19 protein-coding genes are annotated in these 22251 nt (G+C 64.3%); 13 read left to right on the top strand and 6 right to left on the bottom strand.

Annotation, left to right across the window (positions count from 1 at the left end; translation table 11 throughout):
- The first annotated feature begins 51 nt into the window (after positions 1 to 51).
- Both RQH14_RS10680 and RQH14_RS10675 read left to right on the top strand, forming a co-directional pair.
- Positions 52 to 1677: a glycoside hydrolase family 32 protein gene (locus tag RQH14_RS10680; protein ID WP_311213227.1), complete on the top strand. Its 1626-nt coding sequence runs from the start codon at positions 52 to 54 to the stop codon at positions 1675 to 1677.
- A gap of 101 nt (positions 1678 to 1778) precedes the next feature.
- Complete coding sequence (locus tag RQH14_RS10675) at positions 1779 to 3524, top strand: phospho-sugar mutase (protein WP_311213226.1); 1746 nt, start codon at positions 1779 to 1781, stop codon at positions 3522 to 3524.
- A 10-nt stretch (positions 3525 to 3534) separates the two neighbouring features.
- Here the strand turns inward: RQH14_RS10675 and nirD are convergent, their stop codons facing one another.
- Complete coding sequence (gene nirD / locus RQH14_RS10670; RefSeq protein ID WP_311213225.1) at positions 3535 to 3897, bottom strand: nitrite reductase small subunit NirD; 363 nt, start codon at positions 3895 to 3897, stop codon at positions 3535 to 3537.
- Positions 3898 to 4180: 283 nt separating this feature from the next.
- Between nirD and nirB the strand changes: the two genes are divergently transcribed.
- From nirB to RQH14_RS10655, 3 genes are read left to right on the top strand one after another with little or no spacing between them, the layout of a single operon-like run.
- Positions 4181 to 6811 (top strand): nitrite reductase large subunit NirB, encoded by a 2631-nt coding sequence (nirB, locus tag RQH14_RS10665; protein WP_311213224.1) that lies wholly within the window; start codon positions 4181 to 4183, stop codon positions 6809 to 6811.
- Between the two features lie 9 nt (positions 6812 to 6820).
- Positions 6821 to 7855, top strand: coding sequence for a uroporphyrinogen-III C-methyltransferase (gene cobA, locus RQH14_RS10660; RefSeq protein ID WP_311213223.1), 1035 nt, complete (start codon positions 6821 to 6823; stop codon positions 7853 to 7855).
- A 13-nt stretch (positions 7856 to 7868) separates the two neighbouring features.
- The gene (locus tag RQH14_RS10655) at positions 7869 to 9026 is read left to right on the top strand and encodes a uroporphyrinogen-III synthase (protein WP_311213222.1); all 1158 of its coding nucleotides are present in this window, start codon (positions 7869 to 7871) and stop codon (positions 9024 to 9026) included.
- A gap of 34 nt (positions 9027 to 9060) precedes the next feature.
- On the opposite strand, the gene RQH14_RS10650 is transcribed toward RQH14_RS10655, so the two are convergent.
- The 5 genes from RQH14_RS10650 to RQH14_RS10630 all read right to left on the bottom strand — a co-directional run bounded on the left by RQH14_RS10650 (position 9061) and on the right by RQH14_RS10630 (position 12556).
- Entirely contained in the window at positions 9061 to 10359 is a 1299-nt protein-coding gene (locus RQH14_RS10650) for a Y-family DNA polymerase (protein ID WP_311213221.1), read from the bottom strand.
- 419 nt (positions 10360 to 10778) lie between these two features.
- Complete coding sequence (locus RQH14_RS10645) at positions 10779 to 11210, bottom strand: hypothetical protein (protein ID WP_311213220.1); 432 nt, start codon at positions 11208 to 11210, stop codon at positions 10779 to 10781.
- Complete coding sequence (locus tag RQH14_RS10640) at positions 11192 to 11623, bottom strand: LexA family transcriptional regulator (protein WP_026542753.1); 432 nt, start codon at positions 11621 to 11623, stop codon at positions 11192 to 11194. The genes RQH14_RS10645 and RQH14_RS10640 overlap by 19 nt, the downstream gene beginning before the upstream one ends.
- A gap of 170 nt (positions 11624 to 11793) precedes the next feature.
- Positions 11794 to 12390, bottom strand: coding sequence for a dihydrofolate reductase family protein (locus RQH14_RS10635; RefSeq protein WP_311213219.1), 597 nt, complete (start codon positions 12388 to 12390; stop codon positions 11794 to 11796).
- Positions 12371 to 12556: a hypothetical protein gene (locus tag RQH14_RS10630; protein WP_311213218.1), complete on the bottom strand. Its 186-nt coding sequence runs from the start codon at positions 12554 to 12556 to the stop codon at positions 12371 to 12373. Before RQH14_RS10630 ends, RQH14_RS10635 begins: the two co-directional genes overlap by 20 nt.
- Between RQH14_RS10630 and RQH14_RS10625 the strand changes: the two genes are divergently transcribed.
- The 8 genes from RQH14_RS10625 to RQH14_RS10590 all read left to right on the top strand — a co-directional run bounded on the left by RQH14_RS10625 (position 12555) and on the right by RQH14_RS10590 (position 22233).
- Complete coding sequence (locus tag RQH14_RS10625; RefSeq protein WP_311213217.1) at positions 12555 to 12986, top strand: hypothetical protein; 432 nt, start codon at positions 12555 to 12557, stop codon at positions 12984 to 12986. The two genes, RQH14_RS10630 and RQH14_RS10625, sit on opposite strands and share 2 nt — an antisense overlap.
- 148 nt (positions 12987 to 13134) lie before the next feature.
- Positions 13135 to 15849 (top strand): GMC oxidoreductase, encoded by a 2715-nt coding sequence (locus RQH14_RS10620; RefSeq protein ID WP_311213216.1) that lies wholly within the window; start codon positions 13135 to 13137, stop codon positions 15847 to 15849.
- Positions 15846 to 17894 carry a hypothetical protein gene (locus tag RQH14_RS10615; RefSeq protein ID WP_311213215.1) on the top strand — a complete coding sequence of 683 codons (2049 nt, stop codon included), beginning with the start codon at positions 15846 to 15848 and terminating at the stop codon, positions 17892 to 17894. Before RQH14_RS10620 ends, RQH14_RS10615 begins: the two co-directional genes overlap by 4 nt.
- Complete coding sequence (locus tag RQH14_RS10610) at positions 17891 to 18946, top strand: alpha/beta fold hydrolase (RefSeq protein ID WP_311213214.1); 1056 nt, start codon at positions 17891 to 17893, stop codon at positions 18944 to 18946. Before RQH14_RS10615 ends, RQH14_RS10610 begins: the two co-directional genes overlap by 4 nt.
- A complete protein-coding gene (locus RQH14_RS10605; RefSeq protein ID WP_311213213.1) occupies positions 18943 to 19923 on the top strand; it encodes an acetoacetate decarboxylase family protein in 981 nt (326 codons plus the stop codon). Before RQH14_RS10610 ends, RQH14_RS10605 begins: the two co-directional genes overlap by 4 nt.
- Positions 19920 to 20402, top strand: a complete 483-nt coding sequence (locus RQH14_RS10600) for a hypothetical protein (RefSeq protein ID WP_311213212.1) — start codon at positions 19920 to 19922, stop codon at positions 20400 to 20402. Before RQH14_RS10605 ends, RQH14_RS10600 begins: the two co-directional genes overlap by 4 nt.
- A complete protein-coding gene (locus RQH14_RS10595; protein ID WP_311213211.1) occupies positions 20399 to 20881 on the top strand; it encodes a hypothetical protein in 483 nt (160 codons plus the stop codon). Before RQH14_RS10600 ends, RQH14_RS10595 begins: the two co-directional genes overlap by 4 nt.
- Positions 20878 to 22233, top strand: a complete 1356-nt coding sequence (locus RQH14_RS10590; RefSeq protein WP_311213210.1) for a patatin-like phospholipase family protein — start codon at positions 20878 to 20880, stop codon at positions 22231 to 22233. Before RQH14_RS10595 ends, RQH14_RS10590 begins: the two co-directional genes overlap by 4 nt.
- Positions 22234 to 22251 lie beyond the last annotated feature (18 nt).

The following is a 22251-nucleotide window of genomic DNA, read 5'->3' as shown; positions in this document are numbered from 1 at the left end:
CTCCAGAAGAGCCGGCACCCTTGCCACCCCCAACCCTCAGGATTTCTCCCCATGACTTACCCCAGCCCCCACCTGTCCCGCCGCCAATTGCTGGCCGCAAGTGCCGCCGTCGTGGTCGCCTTCTCTGCCGTGTCCTGCACCCGGACGGAAGGCCCGACGCCGGCCCCCACCCCGGGCGGGCACCGCCCGTCCCCTTCGGATCCATGGCGGCCCGTCGCGCATCTGACGGCGGGGAAGAACTGGCTCAACGACCCCAACGGGCTCGTCTACCACGACGGCACCTACCACGCTTTCTACCAGTACAACCCGCACGGAAACTCGTGGGGCAACATGTCCTGGGGCCACTCCACCAGCACGGACCTGGTGCATTGGGACGAGCAACCCGTAGCCATGGAGGCGAGCCCTGAAGAAGAGATCTTCTCGGGCTGCATCGTGATGGATACGAACAATGCGTCCGGCCTCGGCTCGGCGGAGAACCCACCCATGGTGGCCCTGTACACCAGCGCCTACGGCAAAAACGGCGCGCTGCCTCAAGGTGCCCAGGCGCAATCGATCGCGTTCAGCCTGGACAACGGGACCTCGTGGCAGAAGTACAAAGGCAACCCCGTCCTGAACCTTGCCCTTACCAACAACAATTTCCGCGATCCCAAAATTACTTGGTATGAACCCGGCCGCTACTGGGTCATGACCACCGTGGTGGCCGACGCCCAGGTAGTGAAGATGTTCAAGTCCACGGACCTCCTGCGCTGGGAATTCCTGAGTGACTTCTCCGGAGCCGGCGCCCAAGGTGGGCTCTGGGAAGTACCTGAACTTGTGCAGATGGACGTGGAGGACTCCACGGCCAAGAAGTGGGTCATGCTCCTGAGCATCAACCCCGGGGGCATCGCAGGCGGCTCAGGGATGCAGTACTTCGTGGGTGAGTTCGACGGAACCCGCTTCACCGCCGAAAACGCGGCTGCCGCTGATGCACCGCTCGAGGAATCGCAGTGGCTGGATCACGGCGCGGACTACTACGCAGCAAACTCCATTTCCGGTGCGCCCGGGGACAAGCCCGTACTCCTGGGCTGGATGGGCAACTGGGACTACGCCCAGGATGTGCCGACCACGCCGTGGCGCGGTTCCATGGCCGTTCCCCGTGAACTCACCTTGGTTCGGGGCGGGAAACGGTTTGAGTTGCGATCGGCCATCGCCGGTGCCGCCAAGGAGACGCTGGAACGCTCCGGTGAAGTCAAGAGCAAAAACCTCACCGTAGGGTCCTCACTCCAGGACCTGGGTCCGGACTTCGCAGCCCGGACGCAGCTGATCGAACTGGAGATGGACCTCGTCTCTGCGAGCGAGGCCGGCCTGATCCTTCGGCAATCCTCCGACGGCAAAGCCGGCCTCCGCATCTCCTACACCCAGGAAACACGCACCGTCAGGGTGGACCGGTCAAAGGCCGGGACCAGCAACTTCTCGGAGAAGTTCAGCCCGTTCCATGAGGTTAAGCTGCCGTCCTCCGGGAATGATCACACCGTCCGGCTCACGATTCTCCTGGATGCGTCCTCGGTGGAGGTCTTCATTGGCTCTGGAGAGGCGGTCATCTCAGACATCTTCTTCCCGGACTGGGACAACACCGGATCCTCGGCGTTCAGCTCGGAGGGCGACACGGACTTCACCATCACTTCCCGCGCGCTCTAACGCCCTCCGAGGGCTGGATCCCACCTATTACAACTACCCCTCAAGGCCGGATCCCACACCCCGTTGCCCCTTCGCGGCTCATTGAGGATAGTTTTGACCCTATGACATCCAGCGATGCCGCACTTGAACAACTGCTCACCGACGCCCGCGAGTGGGCTTCCCAGGATCCAGACCCGGCGACGTCCGCTGCCCTGGAGGAGCTGGCCGACCTCGCCAGCGGCGGTGATGCGGGAGCAGCCCAGGAACTGGGCGACAGCTTCAACGGCACCCTGCAATTCGGCACAGCCGGCCTCCGCGCAGCGCTCGGCCCGGGGCCAAACCGCATGAACCGCGTGGTGGTCCGCCGGGCCGCGGCGGGCCTGGCGGCGTTCCTCACCGAAACGGTAGCTGCCGCTGCGCCGGGCACCCGGCCCCGCGCCGTCGTCGGCTTCGATGCCCGCTACAACTCGGACATTTTCGCGGAAGAGACTGCGGCGATCTTCACAGCGGCAGGCATAGAGACGTTCCTGATGCCGGCAGCACTTCCGACGCCGTTGCTCGCCTACGCGGTCAGGAACCTGGACTGCGACGGCGGTGTGATGGTGACAGCCAGCCACAACCCGCCGCAGGACAACGGCTACAAGGTCTACCTGGGACGACACGCAGTGTCCGAAAGCGGGCGCGGATCCCAGATCGTCGCGCCGTACGACGCAGAAATCGCCGCCAGGATCGAAGCCGTGGGTGCCTTGGACTCCATTGAACTGGCAGACAGTGGTTGGACAGTGCTGCCGACGGCCATCGCCGCCGACTACGAATCCGCCATGGCAGGACTGGTGGATCGTGAACACTTCCCCGCGAGGGACCTCAAGATCGTCCTGACGCCCATGCACGGTGTGGGCGGCGAAACAGCTGTCTCCGTCCTGAAGGCAGCGGGTTTCACGGACGTCTCCCTCGTGGCCGAACAAGCCGAGCCGGATCCGGACTTCCCCACTGTCGCGTTCCCCAACCCGGAGGAGCCCGGCGCGCTGGACCTGGCCCTCGCGGCCGCCGCAGAGTCGGGCGCAGACATCGTTTTGGCCAACGACCCCGACGCCGACCGGGCTGCGGTCGCCGCTTTGGACCCCTCGACGGGATCCTGGCGGATGCTCCGCGGCGATGAAGTGGGTGCGCTGCTGGGTGCCCACATTGTGGCCCGGATGGCAGTCAGCGAAGGCGAAGAACCCCGGGACGGCGTCTTCGCCAACTCGATCGTTTCCTCGCGTCTGTTGTCGCGGATCGCCGCGGCCGCAGGGTACAAGCATGAGGAAACGCTGACGGGCTTCAAATGGATTTCACGGGTTCCCGGCCTCAGCTACGGATATGAGGAAGCACTGGGTTACTGTGTGGCACCGGACCTGGTGCGCGATAAGGACGGCATTTCAGCTGCAGTCCTCATCGCCGAATTGGCCGCCGCGGCCAAGGCCGAGGGCAAGACGATCTTCGACACCCTTGATGACCTCTATCTGGTCCACGGACTGCACGCCAGCGACCAACTGAGCATCCGGGTCGCCGACCTGGGACTCCTCGATGCCATGATGAACCGCTTGCGCGTCAACGCGCCGGAAGCGTTCGGTGGCTCCGCCGTCGAGGTCTTCACTGACCTCGCCGAAGGAAGCGAAGCCTTGCCGCCCACGGACGGTCTGTTGTACCTCACCCGGGACCAAAGCCGGGTCATCATCCGGCCAAGTGGCACGGAGCCCAAACTCAAGTGCTATTTGGAAGTCATTCAGGCCGTGGACTCCGCGGCGGAACTGCCCGCTGCACGCCAAGCAGCGCGGACATCCCTGGACGATGTCCTCAGGGATGTCCGCGAAGCATTGGGCCTTTAGCCGGCTTGGCTTAGAGTTCAACCTCGATAAAGCCGTCCACCAAACGGGCGGCGAACACGTCGAGCTTGAGTTCAGGGTTGGTGAAGCACTCCCCGGTTTCGAGGTCGTAGACCTCTTTGTGCAACGGCGAGGCGATGGTCGGCCGGCTTCCGCGGGATCCAATGATGCCGCGGGCCATGACGTTGGCCAGTGTTGCCGGGTCCTGCTGTGCCACAGCGAATACTTCGGTGGGCGTGGTGCGGAACAGGGCAACCTGGCGGCCGGCGATCAGTGCCGCTTCCCCCCAGGCCACTTCGAGCTCATCCACCGGGCAAACGATGTGCCACTCGCCGGTGGTGGCCAGGTCCTCGGCACGGTCCAGAATTACGGTCATTTCAGCCCCTCTCACTGTGTCCGGGTGGTGGCTTTTCGCACCGTCACTCCCCCGGACCGGGCCACGCTTGCGGCCACTCTTCCACGCTAGGACCCGGGTGTTTCATCAGGTGTCCGGGTTTGTGTCCAACGCGTAAAAGAGACCTCACACCCCACGAAATGCGTTTGTGATGCAGAAGTTAAGATCACGAAACATAAGGGAAACTGAAGCGAAACTGCCCGTCCCTAGGCTGGAACCACAAGTTGCGACAGATCCGTCTGCAACATCTGCGAAAGGCCCACCAGTGACCGGACACACTTCAAGTACAGAGAACCCGCGCCGCGTCGTCGTCGTCGGCGGCGGTCCCGCTGCCCACCGTTTCGCTGATGCCATGGTCAATCGCGGTCTTGAAGGTTGGCAGGTTACGGTGCTGACCGAAGAGGCGCACCTCCCCTACGACCGCGTAGCGTTGAGCAAGGCCCTCACGGAAACCGACGTTGACCTCACCTTGGGGGAAGCGTCCATGTGGGACCACGAGGCTTTGACCCTCAAGACCGGCGAGCGCGCCGTCAAGATTGACCCCGCGGCCAAGAGCGTCCTCACCGCGGCGGGAAACAAGTACGAATACGACCACTTGGTGGTGGCTTCGGGCTCGGACGCTGCCCGTCTCCCTATTCCCGGTGCTGAACACACCCACGTTTACCGCACGCTCGAAGACGTGTGGGCGATTAACAAGGCCATCGCCGGGCTGCGCGAAAAGCTGGGCCGCAAGGTCAACGCCGTGACCATTGGTGGTGGCCTGTTGGGACTTGAGTCCGCTGCCGGTACCGAGCAGCTGGGCGCCACTCCGATCGTCATCAATGGCGCGCCGTGGCTGATGAATACCCAGTTGGACGAGGGAGCCGGCCAGTCGCTCGGTCGCCTGATCGAGGCAAAAGGCTTCGAAGTCCACGGTGGCGTCTTCCCGTCGGAGGTAGTGACGGACGACGACGGCAACGTCACCGGTGTCCTCATGGCTGACGGCCGCACTATTGACGCCGACCTCGTCATTGTTGCCATCGGCGTCAAGCCCCGTGACGATCTCTTCCGCGCCGCAGAGGGCGAGGAACAGCTCTTCAGCCTGGGCCAGCGCGGCGGCGTGGTCATCAACGACTTCTGCGCCACTGAAGTGGACGGCATCTGGGCCATCGGCGAGGTGGCCAACTTTGAAGGCATGTGCCTTGGCCTGGTAGCACCCGCCAACACCATGGCCGAGATCGTTGCCGACCGCCTGCACGGCGGCGAGGCTACGTTCCCCGGCTTCGACACTGCCACCAAGCTCAAGTTGTCGGGCGTGGACGTTGCCAGCTTTGGTGACGCGTTCGCCCGGACCGAACACTCCCTGGAAATCGTCTACGCCGACCCCGCACGCGGCGTCTATCAGAAGATTGTCACCACAGACGATGCCAAGACCCTCCTGGGCGGCATCTTTGTGGGTGACGCTTCCCCCTACATGAGCCTCCGTCCGTTGCTGGGACGCGAACTCGCGGCAGAGCCCGGCGCATATTTGAGCGCCGCCGGTGGCGGCGAAGCTCCCGAGACCGAGCTGCCGGACGACGCCATCCTGTGCTCCTGCAACAACGTTGCGGCCGGGACCATCCGCGACACCATCAACGGATGCGGAGCCTGCGAAGGCAACGCTCCCGTCCAGGAACTCGGCGAGCTCAAGGGCTGCACCCGCGCCGGCACGCAGTGTGGTTCTTGTGTCCCCATGCTGAAGAAGCTCCTCGAGGGCGAACTGACGAAGTCCGGCATCGAGGTCTCCAAGGCGCTGTGCGAGCACATCAGCCTCTCCCGCCAGGAATTGTTCGACGCAATCCGCGTCCTGGAGCTCTCTTCCTTCGAAGAGATCATGGCCAAGTACGGCACCGGTGCGGGCTGCGATATCTGCAAGCCGACCATCGCCTCCATCCTGGCCAGCCAGCACTCGGCCTACGTCCTGGACGCCGGCCGCGGCTCCCTTCAGGACACCAACGACCGCGCCTTGGCGAACATGCAGAAGGACGGCACGTATTCGGTGGTCCCCCGCATCGCCGGTGGTGAGATCACGCCCAAGGGCCTCGGCGTCATCGCCGCGGTTGCTGAGAAGTACAACCTCTACACCAAAATCACCGGCGGCCAGCGCATTGATATGTTCGGTGCCCGACTGGAGCAGCTCCCGGACATCTGGAAGGAACTGGTGGACGCCGGTTTCGAGTCCGGCCAGGCCTACGGCAAGAGCCTGCGCACAGTGAAGTCCTGCGTTGGATCCACATGGTGCCGTTTCGGTGTCCAGGATTCCGTGGCCATGGCCATCGCTTTGGAGCTTCGCTACCGTGGCCTGCGCAGCCCGCACAAGCTGAAGATGGGCGTTTCCGGTTGCGCCCGCGAGTGTGCAGAGGCCCGCGGCAAGGACGTGGGCGTCATCGCCACGGCCGATGGCTGGAACCTGTACGTCGGTGGCAACGGTGGCGCCACTCCGGCCCACGCCCAGCTGCTGGCCAAGGACCTGGACGACGAAACCCTGCTCAAGTACATCGACCGCTACCTCATGTACTACATCCGCACCGCTGACCGCCTCCAGCGCACGGCACGCTGGCAGGAAGAGCTCGACGGCGGCATCAAGCACGTCGAGGAAGTAGTGGTCAACGACTCCTTGGGCATCGCCGAAGAGCTTGAAGCCGCCATGGCCAAGCACATCGACACCTACGAGGACGAGTGGGCCGAGACCTTGAAGGACCCGGAGCGTCTCCGCCGTTTCCGTTCCTTCGTCAACGCCCCCGACCAGAAGGACCAATCCATTTCCTTCGTTCCGGAGCGTGGCCAGATCCGCCCGGCCACCAACGAGGAAAAGGGCGGCGTGCTCATCGCTTCCACTATCCCGGTCCGCAGCGAAACCGTCGGCGCAGAAAACTAGGGGTTCACCATGCAGCTCACCATTGATCTCACCGGCCGTGACGTCCTTGTCACGGGATCGGAAAAGTCTGCCCGCCAGGCCGTCCGCCGCTATCAGACCGCCGGTGCCAACGTGTACCGGCTGAGCACCCCGGAAGGTGTACCGGGTGACGGTCAGCTTCCGGAGCGCCCGTTCCTGGTGGCGATAGTGGACGACGGCGAGGCCGGTTGGCTGCCGTTGGTGGAACGCTGCCGCGACGCTGGAATCCCGGTTGCTTTTGAGCCTGCACCTGGCGCCGACGGCCATGTGACCTTGGTGGGTGGAGGTCCGGGAGCCTTGGACCTGCTCACGGTTGGCGCCGTGGACGCCTTGCGCGATGCCGATGTGGTGTTTTACGACCGCCTGGCACCGTACCAGGAGCTGGCCGACCTGACCTCGGCCGAACTGGTGGATGTTGGCAAGCAGCCGGGCCTGCACAAGGTGACGCAGCGTGACATCGAGAAGCTCATGGTGGAAGCTGCGCTGCTGGGCAAGAACGTGGTCCGCCTCAAGGGCGGCGATCCGTACGTGTTCGGCCGCGGCGGCGAGGAAGTGGCCGCCTGTGTTGCAGCCGGCGTCCCTGTGCGGGTGATTTCCGGTGTCACCAGTGCCATCTCCGTCCCCGCCGCAGCCGGGATCCCGGTGACGCACCGCGAAGTCAGCCACATGTTCACCGTAGTGTCCGGCCATGCACCCTTGACCGAGAAGGAACACACCCACCTTGCCGGCCTTGGCGGCACGATTGTGGTCCTCATGGGCATCGGTACCCTTCCCCAGCTTGCCGCAGGGCTGCGCCGGGCAGGCATGAACGCGGACATGCCCATGGCTGTGGTGGAACGCGGCTACCGCCCGGGGCAGCGCACCACCATCGCTGACTTGGGTACGATCGAAACAGCTGCCACAGGCTGCAGCAACCCGGCCGTGCTGGTCATCGGCGAGGTGGTCCGGGTGGCTGAAGCCAACCGCAATCATGCAGAAGCATCCGCTGAACTGAGCCGCCTCGCGGCTTCGCTCCTTGAAGCCTGAAGGTAAAAAACACATGACTGTTGCACGCGCCATCGAAGTCCACGACGCTACCGCCGCTCCGGGAGTTTCCGAAGCCGTCGATGCGCCGCTGGACGGATTCCGAATCGGCGTCACCTCGCACCGCCGCTCCCGTGACCTCATTGAGGCACTGGAGCGCCGCGGTGCGAGCGTGTTGCACGCCCCCGCCTTGAAGATCGCCCCTGTGCAGGAAGACATGGTCCTCATCGAGGACACCCGCACCATCATTGCTGCCAAGCCCGACATCTGCATCGCCACCACCGCCTACGGCATGCGCCGCTGGTGTGAGGCCGCCGATTCCTTCGGCATCGGCGAGCAACTCCTGGAAACCCTGTCCGCCTGCCGCATGTTCGTCCGAGGCCCCAAGGCCCGCGGTGCCGTGCGGGCTGCCGGTCTTGCGGACGTCGGAATCAGCAGTGACGAAACCACCGCCACGCTGGTGGACATGCTGCTGACCGAAGGTGTGCGCGGCAAAACCGTGGCCGTGCAGCTGCACGGATACACCGATGTCCGCCAGCTGGAACGGCTCCGCATGTCCGGCGCCACGGTCCTGACGGTGACCCCGTACCGCTGGGTGAAGCCCGACGGCGAAGACAAGCTGCCGCGCCTGATCGAGGCAGTGGTGGGCGGCAACCTGGACGTACTGACGTTCACCAGCGCGCCAGCCGTGGACGCCATGTGGAGCACAGCCCACGAAATGGGCCTCTACCGGCAGCTCATCGAAGCCCTTAAGGGGCCCGTCACTGTTGCCGCTGTTGGGCCGGTCACCGCACAACCACTGGTCGACGCCGGGCTGACGCCACTGATCCCGGACCGTTACCGCATGGGCGCACTGATCCGGTTGGTAACCGAACACTTGTCCCTCAACCATGTACGCCGGTTGGAGACCAAGAGCGCCACGATCGAACTGCGCGGGCGCTGCCTGCGGATCAACGGTGAGGTGGTGGACCTGGCACCGGCTCCCCTGCTGCTCCTGCGGGCGCTGCTCGGCGCGGGCGGAGCAGTACTGTCCCGGGAAGCGCTCTCGGACCTGTTGGACCTGCGCGGCTCTGTGCATGCCCTGGACATGACGGTCAGCCGCCTGCGTTCCTCGCTGCCGGATGGCAAGCTCGTTGAGACCGTAGTGAAGCGCGGTTACCGGCTGCGGGCGTAGGCTCCCTGCCTCCACGAGGTGGTTTCCTCCTTCGTCAGGCCGCCTTCACCAAGGGCAGTTCATCCCAGTTGGTGGTGTACCGGGGGCTGAGCATGTCCCGTTTCATGGACCAGTCCGGACCTCCCTTGATTCCCGCGTGCCCCAAACCGATGGAGCCGCGGCCGTACCGCTTGCTGACTTGCTCCAGCAGCGGGCCGATGCCACGCTCTTCGTGCCGGTTCTCGAAGATCTCCAAGGGCTTCTGGTTGCCGCTGGGGCGGAGGTCGGTCACCATGATGCCGGCCTTGGCGTATCTCACGCCTTCCTGGATCCTTGGAACCAACGCGTGCGCTGCCTTGGTCAGCAGGACGGGATCCGAGGTGGGCATCGGGAGTTTGACGTTAACGGTGGGAAACGACTTGTCATTGGGGTTGTAGACCGATGTGGCAGCAAAGGCTGTCAGCAACTTTGCTTGGAGGTCGTGTTTGGCCAGCCTGGCACTTGCCATCTGGCCATAGACGCTGAGCACCTGCCGCAGCTGCGCCGCCGTCGTAATCGGTGTGGAAAAGGAGCGGGAGAAGATCAACTGGTCCCTCCCGATCCTTTCCTCCTCCATCGGGATGCACGGGGTGCCCTGGAGTTCCAGCACCGTGCGCATCATGACAATGGAGAACTTGTCCCGCAAAGCCACGGGGTCAGCCCGGACCAGATCCAGGATGGAGAAGATCCCCATGGCATTCAGACGTTTGGTCAGCCTGGTGGCAACACCCCAGATCTCAATCACGGAGAGCCGCGCCATCAGCGCTTCGCGGTGGGCTTCAGGGATCGAGTCCCAGCGGCACACTCCGTGGAAGCCCGGATTGTGTTTGGCCCACTTGTTGGCCAACTTGGCGAGGGTCTTGGTTCTGGCGATGCCCACACAGACCGGAACCCCCACATGCCGTTGGCACGCAGCTTTGATGGTGCGTCCCAGTTCCAGCAGGTCTTCCGGCTGACCTTTCACCCCCAGAAACGCCTCATCAATGGAGTAGACTTCCTGCCACGCCGAGTAGCGGGCCAGAAGTTCCATGACGCGGGAACTGATGTCCCCATAGAGTTCGTAGTTGCTGGACAGGGCAATGAGTCCCCATTCCTTGGCCCGTGGAGCCAGTTTGAACCATGGCTCCCCCAGCCCGATCCCCAGCTTCTTGGCTTCCGGAGACCTGGTCACTGCGCAGCCGTCGTTGTTGGACAACACAATGAGCGGCTTGCCCTCCAGTGCGGGGTTGAACGCACGCTCCGCCGACGCATAGAAGCAGTTGATATCCACGTGGGCGATCTCCTGCATCTGATGCATGAGTGCTGGTTTGGACATCGGTCTCCTCCGTTCGGCCCTAGCACGCGCGCCGCCGTTCCTCAGCAGCACACGCCGCGTATTCGAACATATCTTCGAATACCTTCACTGTACCGCCACGCACCGACAAGAAGACCTCGTCTCGATATGCATCTGACCCGGTAGTCCAGCAGAGGCCTCAACCCTTGACCGTAATTCGTTTTGAGGAGGACCACCTGGCCCCCATCGCACTAGCAAACGTGACGACCTCGGATTTGGCGGCACTTATCGCGAGATCCTTGACGCGGGCTTTGATCTTCTCATCGTCAATTACCCCGGATCTGCAGGTTCCGGCGTCGCATTTCAGGAACTTGCCGTAGCGGTTCCGGGCAATTATTATCCTCGAGTGTCGACTGACGCACAAAGACGCTGGGCTGCAATGGTCGACGCCCTGACGCCCCTCACGCAGAACCGCGCCCATCTCGAGTGCCATGCTCGAAAGAGCGCTCCAAAGCCGCGGTGAGAACAGCGGGCGCCAGCCGGTCCACAAGGTCTACCGGCCGGCCCTCGCGCAGCGCCGGGCATCCGGTGACCATCCAAGCGGCAAAGTAATTATGCGGAATACCCAGGGCCATGGCCCGGACAAACAGCCCCAACACCACGGGGTGCAAGGACAGGTCTTCCCGGAACTGGAAGCCTGGACAGTAAGTGCCGTCCGCTGAAAACACCCGCACCAGTTGTTGCATCACAGGTTCCGGATCCTCATGTATCTGCGCAAGCCGGCTCCGGACCTTTTCCAGGCTTGGCAGACCGAACTCAGCGCCCATCCGTTCCCACAGCTCGCTGGGAATGGGCCCTTGCGAACGGGCCGGACTCAGATGTGGTGCAGGCACGTGGTGGCAACTCCCCAGATGGTCAGTTCGGAAAGTGCCGGCACGCGGATGTCCGGATACTTGGGATTGTCTGCTTGGAGGATCACACCCGAAGGCGTGACGCGGAGCCTTTTGATGGTCAGTTCACCATCGAGGACAGCCACGACGACGGACCCATCCTTGGGCTCCAGGGCACGGTTGACGATCAGCTCATCACCATCACTGATCCCGGCACCTTCCATGGATTGCCCCGTCACCCTGACCACAAAAGTGCTGGTGACGTCCTTGATAAGGTGCTCGTTGAGATCGATCCGGCCATCAAAATAGTCCTGCGCCGGCGACGGATACCCGGCCGCCACCGGGAGAGGTGCCAGCAAAACCGACATCAGGGAAAAGCCCGCATCTATCACGCGGGGGCCGACTATCACGCCCACAACACACCTTTATTCGAATATATGTTCGATACTCGAGTGTACAGCGGATGACGGACATTGTGGTCACTCCCCCCGTTCCAAAGGGTGCTGTCACGGTACCCACAGAGTGCCGTAAGACGCGTAGGGTCACCCGCCAGCCGTAATAATGGCGGGATGGCGCCAAAGCTGGATCAGCGCTGCACCCGGTACCGCACGTGGGTGACGAGTCCGGTCCCGCGCGCTTCGATCGGTTCAAGCGTCACGTCCCCCACGCCGTCGAGCAGCCGTTCGCCACCACCCAGGATCACGGGAGAGATGTGAAGCCGCAGCTCGTCCATGAGGCTGGCGGAGAGATATTGCCGGGCGGTTTGTGCTCCCCCCGCAATAGCCACGTCCCTGTCCCCGGCGGCTTCCCTGGCCTGGGCAAAGGCCGCTTCGATGCCGTCAGTGACGAAATGGAAAGTGGTGCCACCTTCCATCGCCAGCGGCTCGCGCTGGTGATGGGTCAGGACGAAAACAGGTGCATGATACGGCGGCTCCTCACCCCACCAGCCGCGCCATTCCTGGTCCCAAGGACCCGGTCCAGGCCCGGCGAACATGTTCCGGCCCATAATGTAGGCACCAGCTTCGAGGATGCCCGCGATCTCAGCGGCGCTGGCTTCCCTCTGCTCGAACTGCCAGCGGTGCAGGCTCTCGCCTCGCTCCCCCAACGGTTCGTCCAGGGACTGGTTGGGTCCGGCAACATATCCGTCAACGGAAACAGTCAGATCACAGGTGACTCGGCTCATGCGCCCATCCTGCCACCGCCCACCCCAGGCGCATAGGCCCGATCCCGGCCATCACAGCACTGCCCGCATGGCCTGCGGCGGTCTCCGCGGAGGTCTGTACGGCGGAACGGAGCAGCCCTACGCTGAACCTGTTCACCAGCGCGAAGACGCGAAAAGAGGCAGCCATGGCACGGGATCCAAAACCCACGTTGGAGCAACTGAATATCCTGGTCGGCGAGTGGGAAACGTCGGTCCCTGGCAAGGAGGTCTCCGGCCGGACAACTTTCGAATGGCTGGAAGGTGGAGGCTTCCTCATCCAACGATCCACAGTCCAGCGGCCGGAGTATCCCAATGCGGTCAGCGTCATTGGTGCCACAGGCTCGGACGGAGCCTTCCAGCAGCACTATTTCGATTCCCGGGGTGTCGCCCGGATCTACGATATGACGCTCAAGGACAAGGTATGGGTTCTCTTCCGGGACGGCCCGGACTGGCCCCAGCGCTTCGTTGGCCACTTCACCGAGGACAGCAACACCATCACCGCCCGCCTGGAACGCGGTACCTACCCAGGCGGGCCGCTGGAGCACGACTTCGACATGATCTACACCCGCATTGTTTAGCGCACCCTGAACCCAAGTACTCCACCTCATTTACAGATCCCCTGCCCGGTGGGAACATAAGCCCCATAGTCCGCGGAGGCATCGCCCGGCCACACCCGGCGCCGTCAGCTGCAGCTATGTAGTCAGCTCTCCTCTGAGAGGAACGGCCATGGGTCGTCTGGGGACCGGGAACAGTGGGGATGCGGGGTATGAGCCCGCGTCTGATCCGCCACGCCACCGTGGCAGTGGCATCGAAAAAGTCGACGCAGTGGTGGTGGGCTCCGGCTTTGGAGGTTCCGTTGCGGCGCTTCGACTGGCCGAGGCCGGACAGTCCGTTGTGCTCATGGAACGCGGCAAACCGTACCCTCCTGGCAGCTTCGCGCGCTCGCCGTCGGAGATGGGCCGGAACTTCTGGGATCCGGACCGCGGCTTGTATGGACTTTTCGATGCCTGGACGTTCCGCGGCACGGAGGGACTGGTGTCCAGTGGGTTGGGCGGCGGCTCACTCATCTACGCCAATGTCCTCCTGCGCAAAGACGAAAAATGGTTCGTCACCGAGTCCCCCATCCCCGGTGGCGGTTACGAGAACTGGCCCTTCACCCGGGCTGACCTTGATCCTTATTACGATGCCGCCGAAGCCATGCTGCAGCCTGTCCCGTACCCCTACAAGGACACCGCGAAGACCCTGGCCATGGAGAAGTCCGCCGCGAATCTGGGACTGTCCATCGCCCGGCCTCCCATTGCCGTCACGTTCTCAGCGGCGCCTGACACGGAGCCGCGGACCAATCACGCTTTGCCCCTGCCCGGCTACGGCAGCATCCATGGTCCCGCCACGGTGCGGACCACTTGCACGCTCAGCGGTGAATGCGACATCGGGTGCAACGCCGGCGCCAAGAATACGCTGGATCACAACTACGTATCAGCGGCGGCCTTCAAGGGTGCCGATGTCAGAACGTTCCACGACGTCCGCGGTATCCGGCCCCTGGACTCTGGAACGCAGGGCGGTGGCTATGAAGTCCGGTATGTGGTGCACCATCCGGATCGCCACGGCGAACTCCTCACGGAACGCATCATCCACTGCCGCCGGCTCATCCTGGGAGCCGGCACGTTCGGCACCAACTTCCTCCTGCTCCGCAACCGTGGCTCCCTCCCTGCACTCAGCGACGCCTTGGGCACCCGGTTCAGCGGCAACGGCGACCTTTTGACGTTCATCATGGGCGCCAAGACTCCCCCGGCCACCGGCTCACGCCCGGGCGTCCGCACCTTGGCCGGCAGTCGCGGCCCGGTGATCACCACAGCCATCAGGGTCCCGGATTCGAACGACGACGACGGCGATGGTCGCGGCTACTACGTGGAGGATGCCGGGTATCCGGCCTTCATGAACTGGCTCATCGAAACAGCCCAGCTGGGCACCACCATGAAACGGACCGTGAAGGTGGCGGGGCAACTTCTCAAGGACAGGTTGTTCGACGCCGGCCGCTCCAACGTATCCGCCGACCTCGCCGCAGCATTGGGCGACGGCCGCTTGTCGTCCAGTTCGGTGCCACTGCTGGGGATGGGCAGGGACATTCCCGACGGCGTCATGACCCTTCGCGACGGGAAGCTGGCCATCGCATGGACCATGGCAACGTCCAAGGAGTACTTCGGCCGCGTCCGCGAAACCATGGAGTCGATTTCCAAGGACTTGGATGGGGACTTCATTGACAACCCCCTGTGGTGGGCCAAACGCGTCATCACGGTTCACCCCATTGGAGGGGCCCCGTCCGGCCGTCATCCGGGGGAAGCAGTCTGCGATTCGTATGGCGAGGTGTTCGGCTACCCGGGATTATTCGTGGTTGATGGAGCCGCGATGCCCGGTCCGGTGGGTGCCAATCCATCCCTGACCATCGCGGCGTTCGCAGAGCGTACCTGCGCCCACATCATCGAGAACGCGGACAAGGCGGGTCACCGGGGCATCCGTCCGGACGATGCGGAGGGCTCCAGCGGGGCCAGCGAAAAGGTAACCGTTGAGCGGGAGGCAGCAGGCGCCGTCGTCGACGTCGGTGCATCCGCTCCGCGCGCGTTGGCGCCGGACGCTACCAAAGGCAAGGCTGCACCAGAGGAACAGCCTGCGAGCGCAGTGTCTGAGGTGCCTCAGGCGCGCAGCCGCGGACTCGGCAGGCCTGGTGCTCCCGACGCTCCCGATCAGGAGACCACCTCCGTGCGCTTCACCGAGCAGATGCACGGTTGGTTCAGTCCCGGCATCACCGACCCTGAAAAGGGGCGGAGCCTGGGCCGGGACCGCAGCCGGAAGATCATGTTTGAGCTGACCATTATCGCCGAGGACATGGAAGCGTTCGCGGCCGATTCGAACCACCCGGCCAGGGCTGAGGGCTACGTGCTGGCGGACTACTTTGGTGGCCGGATGCCGGTAGAGCGGGGCTGGTTCAACCTGTTTGTCCAGGATGCGTCCGACGACGGCGCACCAGCCAGGCGCATGCTCTACCGGTTGTGGCTGCGGGACCCGGGCGGCACGCCGTTCACGTTCACCGGGCACAAACTGATCCGCAACGAGGCCGGTTTCGACCTCTGGGCGGACACCACAACCCTGTACGCCACCATCCTCCGGGGCCACGTGCCGCCGGATGCGGGGACGCCGGACCTTGTGCCGCCGGATGCCGGACAGCCAGTTGCAGGCGGCGCTGCCCAGGCAGGCGTCGTTGGCGCCGGCATCCTCTACATCCGGCCTCTGGACTTCGCCAAGCAACTCACCACGTTCCGGGCCGAAGGACCGGCCCCAGCCGCAGGCTTGGTGACCTTCGGGAAGCTGTTCGCCGGCGAACTCTGGCAGGTCTACGGGCGGGGTCTCAGACGCATCCCGTTCCCGTTCACGTCAAAGCAATGAAAAGCCGGGAGCTCGCGAAACACCATGCCGCACTGGGCTTCACACCCCAGACGGCGGTTCGTTGGCTCTCGCCCATGTCCTTGGCCAGAACTGCGTTGAAGGTCGCGGCTGCAACGGTCTTTGCCGATTTTGGCGATAAGCGCGAGCTTGAGGGCAGCTTTCCAGATGACCCCCTGCGCTTGGACAGACTTCCGGTCCCGGGCCAACCGGCGCAGCCCGTTGTCAGCAGCCGTGGGCTTCCCTCGCCTGCCGATCTTGAGGAGGAGCGCGCCGTGGCTCCGGCGGTGACGGAGATGTGGCTCGACTTCGCGGCCGACCTCGGCGATGGCTTCGACGCCACCTACACAGTGGCGTCCTTGCTGGCCCAGGACACGCTGACGGTGAACGGGCATGAACTTCCCCGCGGCAGGGTGCTGGTCCTGGGCGGGGACGAGGTCTACCCGGTGGCGTCCCCGGCGGCGTACGAGAACCGGATGGCGGGCCCGTACCGGACGGCCTTCCCACCTGCGTTGAGAGGCCCGCTCAGCGCCCCAAAAACCTCCGACGACGCGCACAGCGGGCCCCACAACGCGCCTCCGGTCATGCTGGCGCTTCCCGGCAACCATGATTGGTACGACGGCCTCACCTCGTTCATCCGGGTGTTCACCAGGCAGCGGAGCATCGGAGGCTGGCGCACCATCCAAAACCGGAGCTACTTCGCTGTCCGGCTGACCGGAACCCCTCCCGGTCCAGGCCGGAACGGCGCCCCCGGCTGGTGGTTGCTGGGCTTGGACAGCCAACTGGGCCAGTACATCGACGAGCCTCAACTGGATTACTTCTACCGGAACGTCACTCTGCAACTGCAGCCCGGCGATGCGATCATCCTCTGCGTCGCCGCTCCTTTCTGGGTTGACGCCGCCCAACCCGGTTGGGGCGAATTCCGGCAGGTGAACTTCTTCGAGCAGGACTACCTGCGCCGCCGCTTCAACCCTGAAACGGGCCTCTTCGACGCCACCGGTGCCAGCGTCAGGCTCTGGCTCACCGGCGACCTCCACCACTACTCCAGGTACCAGGACTCCCCTTCCCAGGAGCACTCCGGCAACCAACACCAAACCCCGGATCCAGGCAGGACGCAGATGATCACCTGCGGGCTGGGCGGCGCCTACCTCTCGGATACCCACGGACTGCCGGACCATCTCACCCTGCCTGCCGCGTCGGCCGCTCCCGGTGAATCGTCCAGCGTGCGGCACACACCACAAAGGGGCACACAACAGACAGGCCCGGAACAGACAGACACCGGGCGCATCTTCACCCGCATGCCCACCACGTTCCCCGGCCAAGGACACTCCCGCCTGCTCGGCCCGCAACTGGCCAACCCCTTCTCGCAGTTCTGGCTCCCCATCCGCAACCCCGGCTTCGGACTGTCGCTGGGCATCATGCATGTGGTGGCCGCCCTGACGCTGTGGACGGTCTTCAGCGCCTTTCGCGGGGAGGCCTTCGTGGACAGCCTGCGCAGCCTGACCCGCGGAGACACCCCAATACTTGTCACTGTCCTGATCCTTGCAGTGCCGCTCCTCCTGGCGGTTGCCTCGGTGCTCGCGCGTTCGTTGGGCGTGGCCCAGGCGGGCATCGTCGTTTTCGCCCGCGGCGCGCTGTACCAACTGTCCGCGCTCGCGGTGGGTACCGCCGTCGTGATCCTTGTTCCTTGGCCGGAGAGCTGGCCGGACGTGGTGATCCTGCTCCTGGTGCTTGCCTTGGTACATCTGGGCGGGTGGGCGCTGGGCAGCGAGGCCTTCGCCCTGTACATCCTGGCCACGCCCAGCGGCGAGGTGGCTTCGTGGAAGATGTCCGGCCAGGCGATCGAGGACCACAAAGGCTTCCTCCGCATCCACCTCTCGTCAGACGCCACCCTCACTGTCTACCCGCTGATGGTGGACACCGTCTGCCGCGATTGGCGACTGGCAACGAACGACGACGGCGCGCGGCTGGTTCCGGTGACCGGCTTGCCTGCCGCGCGGCTGCTTGAAGAACCCATCACCATCGCACGGAAGGGAAGCACCCCATGATCATCACCCGTGCCGAGCACAGGACTGAAGTCATTCCTCTCCGTGCCCGGGACAACACACCCTTGAGCCTCGTCCACGTCACATCACCCGTTGAAGCGGTCAAAGGGCCGGTGATCCTGGTTCACGGCTCCGGAGTTCGCGCCGAACTGTTCAGGCCGCCGGTCCGCACCACCATCGTCGATGTCCTCCTCGAAGACGGGTGGGATGTTTGGATGCTGAACTGGCGGGCATCGATCGACCTTGATCCCCTGTCCTGGACGCTTGCCGACGCCGCCGTGTATGACCATCCGGCCGCCGTCGAGCACGTCCTGAACGCTACCGGTGCGGAGACCATGAAAGCCGTGATCCATTGCCAAGGCTCTACGTCGTTCACGATGTCGGCCGTGGCGGGGCTGCTGCCGCGCGTGGACACCATCGTGTCCAACGCGGTGTCCCTGCACCCCGTCGTGCCGGCGTTCTCGCGGCTGAAAATCAACTACCTCACGCCCGTGGTCAAAGCCTTCACGCCATACCTGTCGCCGGCGTGGGGCTACAAGTCCCAGGGCTACTTCACCCGGGCCATCCGGGGCCTGGTCAAAGCCACCCACCATGAATGCGACAACACCGTCTGCAAGATGGTCAGCTTCACCTACGGCAGCGGCCGCCCCGCGCTCTGGTCCCACGAGAACCTCGACGACGCCACCCACCAATGGCTCACCGGCGAGTTCGCCGAGGTGCCCGTGACGTTCTTCGAGGAAATGGGCCGCAGCATCAAGGCCGGGCACATGGTGGCCGCCGGCGACCATCCGGAATTGCCGGACAACCTGGTGGCCGAAGCCCCGCAGACCGATGCGAGGTTCGCCTTCATAGCAGGTCTGGACAACCTGTGTTTCCTGCCCGAAAGCCAGCAACGCACCTACGAGTTCTTCCAAAAGCACCGCCCCGGGAAGGACTCTCTCCATCTCATCCCCGGCTACGGCCACTTGGACGTCTTCTTCGGCGACCACGCCTGGCAGGACACTTTCCCCATCATCGTCGACGAACTGAACCGAACCCCGGAGTCGAAGCCATGAAAAACCTCACCGAACTGGCCGCACCCTTGCTTAGGCTCCTGCCGTCACCTGTTCCGCGGAGGCAGGAACGCCTTCGCGGGCAGCATGCGTTCGCGGACGGGATCAAATACGTCATGCCCGTTAATTCCGACGACTCGCCGGTGCTGATGGCGGCGTTCCCCATCAACAAGCGGGCAGCGGCCGCTGCTCTCCCCGGTTCAGAGATGCGGCCGTTCACCCTGGGCGGCAAGGGGCTGCTGGTGGTGACGGTGGTCAACTACAAGTCCACGGACATTGGCAAGTACATCGAGTACTCCCTGGCCATCGCCATCACCCACGGCAGCAGGCCTGCCCCGCCCATCCTCCCGCTGCTTTTCCAAAAAACGTTCAAGCTCGGCCAGTTCGTGGTGGACCTGCCCGTCAGTTCCGAAGTCTCCGTGAAAGGGGGCAAAGGAATCTGGGGCATGCCCAAGCACCAGGCCAACCTGGACTTCGTGGTCACGGACTCCACCGTGTCAGCCCAATACGACAAGGACGGCCAGTTGGGCTGCTACATCGAAATCGAACGGCCCGCGGCACCAGGCGCCACCCAGCTTCCCCTCAAACTTGCCGCGTCCAACTACTGCGTCTTCCGGAACATGCTCTGGAAATCGGACATCTACTTCGAAGCCACCGGGGACATCGCCCTCGGCGCCCAAGCCAAAGCGAGGCTCATCCTCGGTGACGCGCCCGGCGTCGAGCCCTTAAAGGACCTGCAAGTCGAGAGCAAACCGGTGTTCACTGCCTGGTTGCCCCAAGCCCACGGGGTCCTGGACGACCACTACGAGGCGTGGTTCCTCACTGCTCCCACCCAACTGGAGGCCGTGGCCCTTCGCGGCGGGGACATGATGGACAGCGTGGTGGACCTGGGCCAAGGGCAGGAATGGCTGGTACCACCGGACCGGAGCCGGGTCCCGGGCGCCGCACCAAGTGCTGACCCCCGTGGTGGTGCCCAGTGAACTGGCTCCTCCTGCTCAACGCCCTCTACTTCCTCTTCGGCGCCACCATGTATGTGGGCACCATGTGGGTCCTCAAGTTCTTCCTCTACCCCACCTGGGAATCGTTGGCCCGCGACAATGTGGACATGCACTTCGGCATCCCCACCCGGGCGGCCACCAAGTTCTTCACCATCGTGGTGCCCATCATGTTCATCTCCGGCGGCATCCTTGTCTGGTCCGAATGGGGCACCGTCCGGGTCATCCCCGCCGTCATTTGCCTGCTGGGAATCATCGTCCTGACCTGGGTGGGCCAAGGCATCATCATCCCCATCAACGTCCGGATCCGTGGGGGCGACTTCGCGGACGATGCCGAGCTCAGGTCGCTGCTCAAACGCTGGATGATGCTCAACGACATCCGCTTCTACGTCTCCACCCTGACCTGGGCCGCCATGGTCTGGCTGCTGGTGGACCGCGGCCGGCTGCTGGAGTCCTACGCGTGAGCGCGCACCAGCCAACCCGCCCCGGGCAGCCGGCGCGCCCCCGAAAGACCCACCCGCCAGGCACCATCGCCTGGGCCATTGCCGATCCCCTCCGCGCCGTGCTCGCGGTCATCGCCGTCATCACGGTCCTGACCGGGGCTGTGCAGGTCCCGTTCGGCGGGCAAGTCCTGCAACTGATCGGCGCTGACTCCACCTCCGAAACCCGCCAACTCTTCGGCACTGTGGGAATGTTCATGGTGGTGGTCGGCGGACTGCTCCTCCACACCCTGCTCAACGCTGTTCCCGCCCCCGAGGTGGTGCTGTGGTCCGGGCTCCAAAAAACCGGCGCGTTCGGGGCCGTGGGCATCGGCGTCCTCAACGGCGTCTTCGCACCCCTTGCCCTGATGGTCGCCTTCTTTGACCTCGCGACCGGAATTCTCCTCTTCATCTATTGGCGTCGTCTCAGCGCCGCACCTGCCACCACCGGGCTGGCACGATGAAACACGCGGCAAAGCGCTCACTGGTACTCGCCGGTGGCGGCATGCGGGTGGCTTGGCAGGCCGGAGTAGTGAAGGCTCTCACCGAGGACGGCCTGGAATTCCAGCACGTCGACGGCACCTCAGGCGGAATCCTCACGGCCGGCATGATTCTCTCCGGCGTCTCGCCGGATGAGATGTGTGCCCGGTGGTCGGGCGTCGACGTCAAGGACTTCGGCTCAGCACTGCCTGTGGGCGACTATCTCAAGGGTCCGTGGTCGTTGCCCGCCGTTGGCGACGCCGACGGTATCCTCGGCAAGGTCTTCCCCACCTTGGGCATCAACGACGCCACCATCCGGGCCCGCGCAGCGGTACCGGACGCCGTCGAGGGTTCCTTCAACGTGGTGGAGTTCACCGAAAAGCGCTGCCACGCCATAGACGCCACGGACATTGACGCCGGGCTCATGGCTGCCGGCATGTCGCTTCCGATCTTCCTGACGCCCCTGCGCCGGGACGGAAAGGTCTGGACCGACGCCGTCTGGATCAGGGACGCCAACGTGGCCGAGGCACTGCGGCGTGGGGCCCATGAAGTGTGGCTGGTCTGGTGCATCGGAAATACGCCCTACTGGGGCGACGGGCCACTGGAACAGTACGTTCATATGATCGAGATGAGTGCCATGGGCGCCCTCCTGGCTGATTTCGATGCTGCCGAGGCTGCTGGACGCGGGTTTGTGCTGCACGTAGTCCGTCCCCGGCACCCCCTCCCGCTGGATCCAGAGTTCTATCTGGGCAGGATCGATGCCGATACGCTGATCGGCATGGGCTACAGGGACGCCCGCGCCTACCTTGACTCGATGGCTGACGCCGGATTGGCCAAGGATGCGAACTGCACGGCAATGACAGAACCTGCGCCAGGTGTCCGCTTCAACGACACCCTCCGGGGTGACCTGGACGGATTGCCCGTGACGATCAAAGCCACGGTGGTCCTTCCCACCGATCCCGGGGACGAAGCGCCGCAGCTCAGCGGCTATCTGGAACATTCCCGGTTCGGGCGGGCCTTCCTGGCGGGCGGGCGCGTGGAGACCCACGGCGACGACGTCATCTACCGCGCCCGCGTAAGGGTCGACGGCGGGTGGCGAAGCCTTGTGGTGACCCGCACGTTACGCGATGACCCGGGGCTGGATGCCTGGGCTGATTCGCGGCATGCCCGGCTGGAAGTGGGTGGACTGGCGACCGAGCTGACCATGAGCCTGGCCGATGCCGCCGGACTCCTGGCCTCTGTTGAACCCGTGGGCGCCCACGGGTTCGTGGACCGCGCAGGCGCGGTGGCAGGCTTCGCGGGGAACGGTTTCCGCGAGCTCCTGCGCCGATACTGACACCAGCGGCAGGCCCAG

The organism is Arthrobacter sp. WCS2018Hpa-7 (assembly GCF_031843805.1).
Classification (GTDB): Bacteria; Actinomycetota; Actinomycetes; order Actinomycetales; family Micrococcaceae; genus Arthrobacter.
This window is presented reverse-complemented; position numbering and strand designations above follow the sequence as displayed.

Coding starts and splice junctions, on each gene's coding strand:
- RQH14_RS10605 (WP_311213213.1), top strand. CDS start 18,943: ATGAAAAACCTCACCGAACTGGCCGCACCCTTGCTTAGGCTCCTGCCG.
- nirD (WP_311213225.1), bottom strand. CDS start 3,897: ATGACCGTAATTCTGGACCGTGCCGAGGACCTGGCCACCACCGGCGAG.
- RQH14_RS10675 (WP_311213226.1), top strand. CDS start 1,779: ATGACATCCAGCGATGCCGCACTTGAACAACTGCTCACCGACGCCCGC.
- RQH14_RS10680 (WP_311213227.1), top strand. CDS start 52: ATGACTTACCCCAGCCCCCACCTGTCCCGCCGCCAATTGCTGGCCGCA.
- RQH14_RS10650 (WP_311213221.1), bottom strand. CDS start 10,359: ATGTCCAAACCAGCACTCATGCATCAGATGCAGGAGATCGCCCACGTG.
- RQH14_RS10635 (WP_311213219.1), bottom strand. CDS start 12,390: ATGAGCCGAGTCACCTGTGATCTGACTGTTTCCGTTGACGGATATGTT.
- RQH14_RS10610 (WP_311213214.1), top strand. CDS start 17,891: ATGATCATCACCCGTGCCGAGCACAGGACTGAAGTCATTCCTCTCCGT.
- RQH14_RS10655 (WP_311213222.1), top strand. CDS start 7,869: ATGACTGTTGCACGCGCCATCGAAGTCCACGACGCTACCGCCGCTCCG.
- RQH14_RS10590 (WP_311213210.1), top strand. CDS start 20,878: ATGAAACACGCGGCAAAGCGCTCACTGGTACTCGCCGGTGGCGGCATG.
- RQH14_RS10615 (WP_311213215.1), top strand. CDS start 15,846: ATGAAAAGCCGGGAGCTCGCGAAACACCATGCCGCACTGGGCTTCACA.
- RQH14_RS10625 (WP_311213217.1), top strand. CDS start 12,555: ATGGCACGGGATCCAAAACCCACGTTGGAGCAACTGAATATCCTGGTC.
- cobA (WP_311213223.1), top strand. CDS start 6,821: ATGCAGCTCACCATTGATCTCACCGGCCGTGACGTCCTTGTCACGGGA.
- RQH14_RS10630 (WP_311213218.1), bottom strand. CDS start 12,556: ATGGCTGCCTCTTTTCGCGTCTTCGCGCTGGTGAACAGGTTCAGCGTA.
- RQH14_RS10620 (WP_311213216.1), top strand. CDS start 13,135: ATGGGTCGTCTGGGGACCGGGAACAGTGGGGATGCGGGGTATGAGCCC.